Below are 10,315 nucleotides of genomic sequence, written 5' to 3'. Positions count from 1 at the left end.
GCAATGCTGGGCTTTTTGATTTTATGCCGGTAGCGCATCCCGCTTTGGCGGGAGGGTCGCTAGTTCGAATCTAGTCGTCCCGACACTTAAAGAAGCTAAGCAGCAATGCTGGGCTTTTTGATTTTATGCCGGTAGCGCATCCCGCTTTGGCGGGAGGGTCGCTCGTTCGAATCTGGTCGTCCCGACCAGTAAAAAAAGCTTCTTATTTTTTCAGAGGCTTTTTTACTGCCCTTTTTTCTGTTACGGAATACCATTTACGTGCGCACCTACTTTTACCAATACCACCATTTTTTTGGGGGGGGGACAACACTTTTGACTGTTCATGTTTTTATGCAGCTGAAGGCCTCTCAGGATGTCCTGTTCCATTTGTTTCAGTGCGTTTTCGAGCGGGTAAAAATCCCATTACCTGTGATATTGTAAGTAGTAATAATATTCCAGATGCATTAAAAACAAATTCCTCAGCGATTTTGAAAATCCTTCATTCATATTTTAACATTATGTTGTATATGATTTTCTTTTCATAATCACTCAGCGTTTTTGATTCATTATTCTGAATGAAATGACGCTTAAACCCAATGATGGCATATTCCGGGACGCTTATATCATAACCAATTACACGTAGCGCTAATAAGGGATTGAAATCGGGCGGAGGTTCTTTTAAATTGTTGATATCATACCAATATCCAAATCCAGCCAAGGCAAGCCGGGACCACGGGAAGAGGACACTGGGGTCGTTCTTTCTCATAGGGGCAAAGTCTGAGTGCCCAATAATGTTTCCTGTTGGTATGCTATATTTTTCCTTTAAATAAGTGAGTAGTTTAATAAGTGCGTTAATCTGGGCACTTGTAAACAGATCTTTTTCGCCGTTGTTGTCAATTTCTATTCCGAGGCTGCACGAATTCATATCACTAATGTTTCCCCATTTACCAGCACCGGCGTGATAAGATCTGACATAATCGTTTAGCATTTGATAAACCGCGCCATCCCTGCTGACTACATAGTGTGCACTGCTTTCTAATTTCTTTCGAAAAGAAAAAGTAAAAAGCGTTTGTTCAACACTATTTTGACCGGTGTGATGTAATATGATAAAATGAGGCTTCCTGATATTAAAATCGATAGCAGCGTACCAGTTGTCGGTATTAACCGCAGGGTTTAGCTTATCATCTGGTGTTGCGGAAATTTGGTCTATTATTGTTTGGAGGTTGTCATAATAAATCTTTCTCGAGTATGTTTTTTGTAAACTATCCGCCCGATACAAATAGTACTGTGGGGACCCATACACTAAAGCCTCAGGATTAATGTTAGTGTTTTTGGATATGAATGGTTTATACCTTAGGGGGGCAGGGGCTTCAAATGAGGCTTTGCTTGCGATTTCTGAAGGTGGGGGCTTTTGTTCTGGCGTTTTAAATACTGTTTGGTTAGTTTGTGGGGGGAGATTCTGTTGTTTGGCAGTATTACCTCGGGCATTTGGAATTGTGCTTAAAATATTTCTTTTTGATGGCACTGATTTATGGGCACATGCGAACAAAAAAAATCCCAAAATGATACTCCGTGATGGTATAAATCTAATCTGCATAAATTAGCGGATCAAAATTTTTAAAAAAATAGCAGGTCACTGAAAGGTACAAGAAAATAAATTAATTCTCAGAAAAACCGGGAAGAAAACCTTCTGATTTTAAGCACGCTATTTTTAGTAATTTGGCAATACCGTTTTTTAACTTCTTATAAAGAAAATATCAAAATGAAGGCCTTTCAATCAAAATTTGCAAAGAGTTTTAACATCGTTTCTATTCCAAGATTTTTGCTCTTTGATCAAACAGGGAAACTCATTAGCTTAAACGCGCCAAAACCAAGCGACAAGGATATATATGAGTTTATTGATAAACTATTGTAATATGAATTATTAATTCTCTATAATTTCCACTACAACACTGCATTATTCTCTATAAGTTCCTTAGACGCTAAAAGCAAAATTTTAAATACTTATGAACAAGTTAGATTTATTTTTAAAAAATAAATTAGAATAAATCGCAATTCTATATTACATTTACCATCGCCAATTTGAACCAGCAACATATAAAAGAATGTAATCAAACATCTGTTTAAAATAATAGGAAGGCAAATGCGTTAGGTGACCCCTCTGGACTGCATGGTTTTTCCAAAATATTTTACGGACATAGTTCAATCAGAATTTGTATTCAATATGAATACGTTTATTGTCGTTCCGGATTTTTAAACGACAGTTTTTCAGGAGCCCGTTTCTTGATGGGGACATATTCATGTGTATACATTAATTAGGGATTAAGACCAAAATACTATTTAAATGGATAATAATTTCGATGTTATCGTAATCGGCGGTGGCCCGATGGGGCTTGCCTGTGCCTATGAAACAGGAAAAAGAAAGGCATCCGTTCTGGTGCTGGAACGATTTCAATTCCTTAATCAGAAAGGCAGTTCTGCCGGCACTTCCCGGCAATACCGCATTCCCTATCCCGATGCCTACATGGTTAAAATGGCATTGGATGCTCAACCTTATTGGGATGCCCTTCAGCTGCACACTAAAACACCATTAATGGATAAAGTAGGCACGTTGTGGTTCGGAGATCCAACGGTTGTTTCTACTGAAGGCAATATTGGAGCAGCAGAAAAAGCGCTGCAGCAGTTAAATGTAAAATATGATAGCCTGACGGTCGAAAATATCGAGGAGGAGTTCCATTTTAGAAACTTACCCAAAAATTACACCGGATTATTTCAGGCAGATGGCGCCAGCATCAACCTGAAAGCAACGCTGGAACTGCTTTTTGAGCTGAACAGCAAAAACCCCTGTGTTCATCTAAAGGAAAATGCGCCGGTAATAAAAATCGAACGGAAGGATGGGATTTTCTATGTCAGTACACCCGAAGGGGTTTTTACAGCGCCAAAGCTGGTCATTACACCGGGGCCTTATATTAATGAGGTGCTTAAATTACAGGAGTTCCATGTAGCGGTTACCTATTGGGAAATGTCGTCGGCCTATTTTAGAAAAACGGACCCCAACATCCAATATCCTACCTGGTTTGTTTTTCAGAACGCTATTGAAGCAAATGGTAACCAATTTTACGGATTTCCAGGAGTAGACTGGGATTTTCCGGGATATATAAGGGTTGCACCCGATTTTGTAACAGAGCCGTTGACTAATCCGGAAAACGCCAGCCGTAAGCCCGATCCCCAGGCCTTGGGATATACCGCTCAATGGGTAAAAGACCACATGACGGGCCTGGGCATTGTTCCTGAGCACACTTCCACCTGCCTTATTGCCTTATCGAATATCAGGAATAAAGAATTGCTGCTGGATTTTGCGCCGGGCTATATTCCCGGTCATCAGGATATCGCTATCTATGCCACCGGCTGGGCAGCTAAATTCATCCCCTTCCTGGGAAAATTATTGGCCGATATGGCCCTGGACGGTAAAACCGATTATGATATTGCTCCCTTCCAGTTAGGTTTCAAATATTTTACGGCATTAAAACGATGAAACCGTTTTCCTTTTGGAGCCTGTTTGAATTTTAATAGACAGAAGATGTATAATGAACTGTAAAACGATTGAGAAGTTAAGATACATTAAGCAATAGGTTGACTAAACTATTCTTAATGCCTTAATAGTTTAAGAAAATAAATTTTTAACCAAACGCTTATTCAACCCTTTATTTTATTCAGCCATAAAAAATGATCATATTATGAAATCTCCAAACCTAAAAGACCTTCCGTTGAAGGCCGGACAACCAGACATCCGTTCTGTTGAGGTAGCCGTTATTGGCGCCGGTGTTTCCGGTTTATACAGCGCCTATCGGCTTACCAGTGATGCGCACAATCCTGTGGCGGCAAACCAGGTGCAGATCTTTGAAATGGGCGACCGCATCGGCGGCAGATTGGAATCGGTACAATTACCCGGCATGAGCATTACCGGCGAATTGGGCGGAATGCGCTACATGACCTCACAGGAGATTGTGACTTCCCTCATTGAAAAGGTATTCAAAGATGAATTGGAGCATGTTGATTTCCCTATGGGAAACGATGCCGATCTCTTTGGTTATTTCAGGAAGCAGCGCCTGCACATGGGCGATTGGGAAGCGGCGCAGAAAAAAGGAGAAAAATTACAAACAAGATATTATTTAAATGATGGTGATAGGGGCTATAGCGCCGATCAGCTGTTCAATAAGATCATCTACGACGTGCTGTCCAAGGATCCTTCATTTATGAATGAGTACGGCAACCTGATTGCAAACCCATCTCCCTATCAGTATACTTTTAAGATCACCAGGGAAGAATGGAACGACATTAAACCCAAACTGACTTATAACTTTGATGGCCCTTACAATGGAATGAAGGTTAACGAAATCGGGTTCTGGAACCTGATCAAAGACCGGGTTTCAGAAGAGGGGTATACTTTTTTATCGGTAGCGGGCGGTTATTATTCCAATACCATCAACTGGAATGCTGCAGAGGCTTTTCCTTATATGGTAGGTGATTTTTCAAATGCCGGATCTACCTATAAAACGATCAATGGCGGTTATGACCTGATTGCCTATGCCCTGGCAAATGCCTATCTCCAAAAAAGCGGTGCGAATATCTGGATGGGAAATCGCCTTGAGACGTTTACAAAACAAGCATCCGGCCCCTATAAGTATACCCTTGTATTTTTTAATGAGCAATCGCAATCAAAATGGATTTTAGAAACCAATAAAATCATTTTGGCCATGCCCCGCCGGTCGCTCGAACTCCTGGATCAGAACAATTTCTTTTTTAATCAGGATACCCAAAAAGTTTTACAAAGAAACATCGCTTCCGTAATAAAAGAGCCTTCCTTAAAGATCCTTATGGGATTTGAAAACCCCTGGTGGAAAGATGATTTTGGGATTGAGTCCGGACACTCTATTACGGATTTGCCCATGCGCCAATGTTATTATTTTGGAACCGACCCCAGCAACAATCATTCTTTGTTTCTGAGCAGTTATAATGATATGAACACCATTACCTTTTGGCAAACATTGGCCAGCTCGCGCCGGTCCTATGGCGCCAAAAGAAAGCTATTCCGGTTTCAGCCTGCCAAACTACTTTCCACAGCGCAGCCCGATGCTGCACTCCTGTCAACAATACAATCCAACCAGGCTACGCAAGTGATGGTGGATGAAGCCATGAACCAGATCAGGGAACTACATGGCCGGGTTACCATACCCGACCCTTATGTAACCTGGTTTAAAGACTGGACCCTCGATCCTTATGGCGGCGGCTACCATGCATGGAAGGCAAATTACAATATACAGGAAGTGATGCAATACATGCGTAACCCCGACAAAGCAGAGTCCATTTATATCTGCGGGGAAGCCTACTCCGACCAGCAGGGCTGGGTGGAAGGTGCATTTTGCGTAGCCGAAAATATGCTGGAAGATTTTTTTGAACTGAAGCGCCCCGATTGGATTCCGGCCGACTATTACCTGGGCTGGTAATTATTCCATACTGAGCAAAGACGAAGTACTGAGCAAAGACGAAGTATAAAACACAAAAACGTTAAATTAAATGACCAGTGAATCTTTTGTGTCGTACCAGGTGAAGCTGCGTCCGCAAAGTCTGGAAATGTCTGTAGAAATGCAGATAACCGGCGATGTGGCCAACGGAAAAAACGGCGAACTATTGCTGGAATTACCAACCTGGGTTCCGGGTGACTACAGCTTTGAATCTTACGGTCGTGACATCTTTTCGATCTCCGCCGAAGATGCCGGAGGAAATGAATTGTCCGTTGAAAGAAAAGGGTTGAATGGGTATCTTGTTAAGGTTACGGACGGACCGGTTTTAGTGAAATACCGGGCTTCCTGTTACGAGCCCGATCTGGGAGACGCCATGGGGATCGTAGATAGCGATTACGCTGTCCTGATGGGAACCCGTTATCTTTTTTGTCCCGGTTTTGTGGGCGCCTGTTCGGTGGATTATGCGGAAATACCGCAGGGATGGAAAATACATCATCCATCCGGGGCGAAAAGAGAAGGCAACACTAATAAATGGGTCTACCCCAGCTTTGAAATCCTTTTGGATACACCTGTTTGCTTTGGTGGCTTTACATTGCTTCAAAGAACCGTAAAAGACATCCCATTTTATTTTGTCTTTGTAGATAAAGGCATCGGCTTTGATGAAAAAGTAAACGGATTTGTAGACCAGGTGTGTTTGACTGCTGAAAAGATCCATGATGTATTTGGATTATTTCCTTTTTCGGACTACACCTTCATATTGTCGCTGAATCCACAGGCAGATTGGGGGCTGGAACATTTAACCAGCAATATGAGCGGCATCGGCCCGGAAGTGTTTGTGGATGATGGTTTATTTGCAACCGGCATACGCGTTTGCGCCCATGAGCTATTTCATGCCTGGAATGTACGCAGATTAAGGCCTGCGCCACTTGGTCAGTTAAAACACCAGTTGTGTTGCGGCAGCTTTACCGAAGGTTTGTGGATGGCCGAAGGTTTTACCCGTTATTATGAGTTTTTGATAAGCGCCAGGGCCAAAGCCTATTCGCCGGATCAGTTTTTCAGCGCTATTGCAGGATATTTCCGGCATTTAACGCAGCAGCCGGCTTATTCCCGCGTGTCAGTTGCAGATTCTTCATTGGCAACTTATATGAATCATAGCAAATATCCCGGTAGAGTTAATAATAGCATCGACTACTACGACAAAGGTATGCTGATTGCATTTGGACTGGATACAAGATTGCGGTCGGCTGATAAGCAAGCCCAATATGCCAGTCTTGACGATAGCTTCAGGGCGTTTTATCTCCAATACTTTGGTGATGGTACCACTATTCCCAACGACTATGTTGGGTATACAACAAAAGAGGTGATTCAGTTTTACGAGGAAGCGCAACCCGGATTGGGAAGCGTATTGGCTGCACAATTAACGGAACCCGGACATATAGATACGGATCGCCAGCTGGAGGCGATCGGCTTTGAAGTGAAATGGCTGGATACGCGTTATCTCGGATTATTTTTTCTGAATGATGGAGCCCCCACCATTTACGGAGTGGGCGATGATAGCCCGGCCGGCCAGGCAGGTATGGCTCCCAACGATGTGATTCAAACCATCAATGGGTTTGCCTTTTCTTTGAAAGGGCTGGAGTGGGCAGCAAGTCAAACGGCTGCCGTTGAGCTGGAGGTACTAAGAGGCCATAGAAAACTAAGTTTTCAGGTAACGCCGGCGGCATTCAGGAAAATGAATTACCTCGTTTGGAAGGGAACGGCGGCTCAGGCAGAAAAAATAAACCAATGGCTGGATACAGCAGCCTTTAAACCAGCTGCCGGCCAAAGATTTGATCTGGATTTCTACGATAATTTTCATGGTATAGAACAGATGGTATAATAAAATACATTACCGCTATAAATAAACATTAAGAAGTTAAGATTCATTAAGCAATATGCTGACTTAACGATTCTTAATCTTAATGGTTTAAGAAAAGTAAAATTTTAAACAGGCTCTAAACAGCTGAGGTAATTTGGGTTCACCCTTTTCGATATTCTTTCAGTTAACAACAAAAAAATAAATTATGCTTAAGCGAAAAAAAGAAGGCCCTGAAGCGGGAGCCAAATTCACCGCCAAAAGTTCAGCAGCTGCAAAGCCAAAAAGCCTGGCGGAAATCATGTCGGGATATTCCAAGCTGCTGATTGATGATCCTGTGAGGCCGTTTAAGGAAGAAAACCTTGAACAGATAGCCAACGATGTGGACTACGGTGTTTTGCAGGCATTGGAAGGCACATGGGTAAGCTATAACGTCAACTATAACAAAAATGTTGGCAGGCCTTCATTGGCCAGTGGAATACATACCACCATCATGCCTTCACCGGGCACCAATTCGGGAACGATCCCCGGTAAGTTCAGTTTTGACTGTGAAGAGTATATTGAGAAGCTGACATTTTCGCTGGTGCCCGGCGGTGTACGTAACCGTGGCGGGGCAAGTGAATTATTTTGCGGGGCAGTTAAGTATGAGCAAACGATCAAGAGTGTTAATAAGGTAGCCGGGCAGGAATCTTTACAATACACACCCATCCACGAGGAAAATGGTATGTACTTGTGGCTTAGTGATGTGTACAATCATGCCGCTACCCAAGAATCGATCGAACAGGATCGCGGCATCCACGCTTTTTCCGAGGAAGATTTTAAGTTGTACGGTTACAAGGGGGAATACAGAAATGAGCCCCTGGTTCAGGTATCAGCAGATGGAAATAATAAAAAGTATATCCTTTTAAGTGAATTGGCGCCGGGACAGGAATACTATGAGCTCATTCCGGCCCAGGAGCTAAAACCAGGCACGGGCGCCAATGGCCCTTACTTTATTCCTGACTATTCTATTTCAAGAAGTGGTGTTATCCCACATGGCAGCACTGTTACCTTATTGGGAGATATTAAACCCAATGGCGCAAATTTCCTGATCAATGGGGCGCCTCCATTTCCGCAGGGTGATGCTGCCTGGCAAACCGACCACCTCGCAATTTCAAAAACAATGGGTGGGGCAGGTGCCAGTCCGTCAAACCCCATCAATCTGGACCAGCCGGCGCCGGCATGGGTACACGAAACACTCACCGATGAGAATGACCCCGGCTCCAATAAAATCTATACGCAAAGAATATTGGCCGATGAACTTTACCCTTATTCCGTAAGACCCGATCTTAGACTCAGGGACACTTTAAGCGGACAGAAGGTAAGCAACTATGTGTTTGTTCAGCTGTCATCCAAAATGAAAACCGGCGCACAGGGCGGCATTTTAAATGTTCCTTTTGTAAACCGGTTTGTTCCTACCGTTGAAGTGGACATGAACATGTGGATTGAAACCGTGATTGAAGATGGGAAAGAAATTCTTCAACTGCAATACGAACAAATCGTATTTTTTGAATTTCATTTCGGAAATGACGGTGGCACCACCAGCTGGCCGCATATACAGGTTAATACACTTCGCAAGCTGGCCGATATTCCGGCAGATCAGCAACGTGTGATAGAAGAGCAATTCCCGGGTTGAAAAACAAACTGCGGCCATTAAGGCTGTTAACTTCCTTTGCGTCCGTTGCGATAGGTACTGAACCGCGATGTGCGCAAAGAACCCGCAAAGGCCGCGATGAGAACCGCAACGATCGCAATGGAGGGCTCCTGTTGTTGAACATCTTTGAACCTCGCGAATTCCCCGCAGCTTGCGGTTGAACCCTGACTCTAAAAGTTTGTAATAAAAAGCTTCTGATTGAATTCAGAGGCTTTTTTTCTGCCGGTGATATTCCTTTAACTCAAGTTTAAGTATGAAAAGGGCAACCGGGAAGGAACTGTAACTGTTGAGCTATAGGGTCCGGAAGCCAGCTGAGATGGGAGCGGTCAGAAACCAGATTGCGGAACTGCCTGCCGGGCGTAGTTATTGCACTTTTATCTTATTGATTACTTCTTTGTAAATATTTGAGCAGTCTTCTTCGTTGTTGTCAATTAGAGTAGCATCTAAGTAGTGCCTACTCATTGGAATACACAAAAATTTAGTTCTGATGATTGCCGTTTCTCCTGTCTGAACTTTTAAATTATAGGTTGCAGAAGCATAAAATGCTTTTCTCTGTCCAACTGTAATTGTTTGTGGCGTGTCGATATATTTAAAATTCAGCACATAGGGCTCTATCTTTTCGATTTTATCTTTTATTGATACAAGGAATTTATCAAAGCTATTTGTATCGTTTTGTCTGATATAGAATTTAATAGTAGGCACAAGTCCATAGTGAGTTTTAGGATCATACTTATAATAAATACCCAAAATTCTGGATGTATCAATAGTATTTCCAAGTTTATTCAAATCGTCCTTGCTGATTTTGTAATTCGTTAAATTTTCTTTTAAAATTTTTTTGTTCCCGGTGAACCATCCCCGTGGTGTCCAAATTGAAATGTGTAAACTTGTGTCATTATTTGTTTGGCTAAAACAAGATAGCGATATAAGGGTTATTGTCAATAAAAGGAGTTTAGTCATAATAGTTGTTTAATGTTGTTCGGCTAAAGATAGGACTTAGCGATGGATATGATGGTGGTTTGTGATTTATCTGCCTGTAGCTGCGCCTTCGAACTTGCTTACAACAAAGAGGTTGTATCAAAAGTTGCTGTTTTGCCATGCCGTCCCGATTGATCCTGTCGTGTGGACACATCTCTTGAAAATGATTCAAATAATTTGATACATCTTCAGGATTTTTCGTCAAATTCAACGCCATTCTCAATTAGCAACCGCTTATATTCATCGTAAAACATTTCATTCTTATGATGCTCTTTTTGATTCCTGACA

Annotated in this window: 6 protein-coding genes and 1 pseudogene; 4 read left to right on the top strand and 3 right to left on the bottom strand. The window is 42.5% G+C overall.

From position 1 onward, the window contains the following. Positions 1-478 precede the first annotated feature (478 nt). Positions 479-1,504 (bottom strand): N-acetylmuramoyl-L-alanine amidase, encoded by a 1,026-nt coding sequence (locus tag GGU45_RS17055; protein WP_435226768.1) that lies wholly within the window; start codon positions 1,502-1,504, stop codon positions 479-481. An 819-nt stretch (positions 1,505-2,323) separates the two neighbouring features. Here GGU45_RS17055 and GGU45_RS17050 point away from each other — a divergent pair. From GGU45_RS17050 to GGU45_RS17035, 4 genes are all read left to right on the top strand, one after another. Continuing rightward, on the top strand, positions 2,324-3,514 hold the full coding sequence (locus GGU45_RS17050) for an FAD-dependent oxidoreductase (RefSeq protein ID WP_435226766.1): 1,191 nt from the start codon (positions 2,324-2,326) through the stop codon (positions 3,512-3,514). 202 nt (positions 3,515-3,716) lie between these two features. Then, on the top strand, positions 3,717-5,486 hold the full coding sequence (locus GGU45_RS17045; protein ID WP_435226764.1) for a flavin monoamine oxidase family protein: 1,770 nt from the start codon (positions 3,717-3,719) through the stop codon (positions 5,484-5,486). Between the two features lie 70 nt (positions 5,487-5,556). Next, on the top strand, positions 5,557-7,383 hold the full coding sequence (locus tag GGU45_RS17040) for a M61 family metallopeptidase (RefSeq protein ID WP_435226763.1): 1,827 nt from the start codon (positions 5,557-5,559) through the stop codon (positions 7,381-7,383). A gap of 184 nt (positions 7,384-7,567) precedes the next feature. Then, positions 7,568-9,034 carry a peroxidase, FMP-type gene (locus GGU45_RS17035; protein WP_435226761.1) on the top strand — a complete coding sequence of 489 codons (1,467 nt, stop codon included), beginning with the start codon at positions 7,568-7,570 and terminating at the stop codon, positions 9,032-9,034. Positions 9,035-9,415: 381 nt separating this feature from the next. Here GGU45_RS17035 and GGU45_RS17030 read toward each other — a convergent pair whose 3' ends face one another. Both GGU45_RS17030 and GGU45_RS17025 read right to left on the bottom strand, forming a co-directional pair. Next, entirely contained in the window at positions 9,416-10,009 is a 594-nt protein-coding gene (locus tag GGU45_RS17030) for a hypothetical protein (protein ID WP_435226759.1), read from the bottom strand. Positions 10,010-10,215: 206 nt separating this feature from the next. Then, a pseudogene (locus GGU45_RS17025) lies at positions 10,216-10,315 on the bottom strand (transposase); the annotation flags it as partial.

Source organism: Niabella hirudinis (assembly GCF_051201075.1).
GTDB lineage: Bacteria > Bacteroidota > Bacteroidia > Chitinophagales > Chitinophagaceae > Niabella > Niabella hirudinis.
The sequence above is the reverse complement of the archived record's forward strand: the minus strand, read 5'-3'. Positions and strand labels throughout refer to the sequence as shown.

Bases quoted from the DNA above. Each gene is read 5' to 3' on its own strand.
- GGU45_RS17050 (WP_435226766.1), top strand. From the start codon at position 2,324: ATGGATAATAATTTCGATGTTATCGTAATCGGCGGTGGCCCGATGGGG.
- GGU45_RS17045 (WP_435226764.1), top strand. From the start codon at position 3,717: ATGAAATCTCCAAACCTAAAAGACCTTCCGTTGAAGGCCGGACAACCA.
- GGU45_RS17040 (WP_435226763.1), top strand. From the start codon at position 5,557: ATGACCAGTGAATCTTTTGTGTCGTACCAGGTGAAGCTGCGTCCGCAA.
- GGU45_RS17035 (WP_435226761.1), top strand. From the start codon at position 7,568: ATGCTTAAGCGAAAAAAAGAAGGCCCTGAAGCGGGAGCCAAATTCACC.
- GGU45_RS17030 (WP_435226759.1), bottom strand. From the start codon at position 10,009: ATGACTAAACTCCTTTTATTGACAATAACCCTTATATCGCTATCTTGT.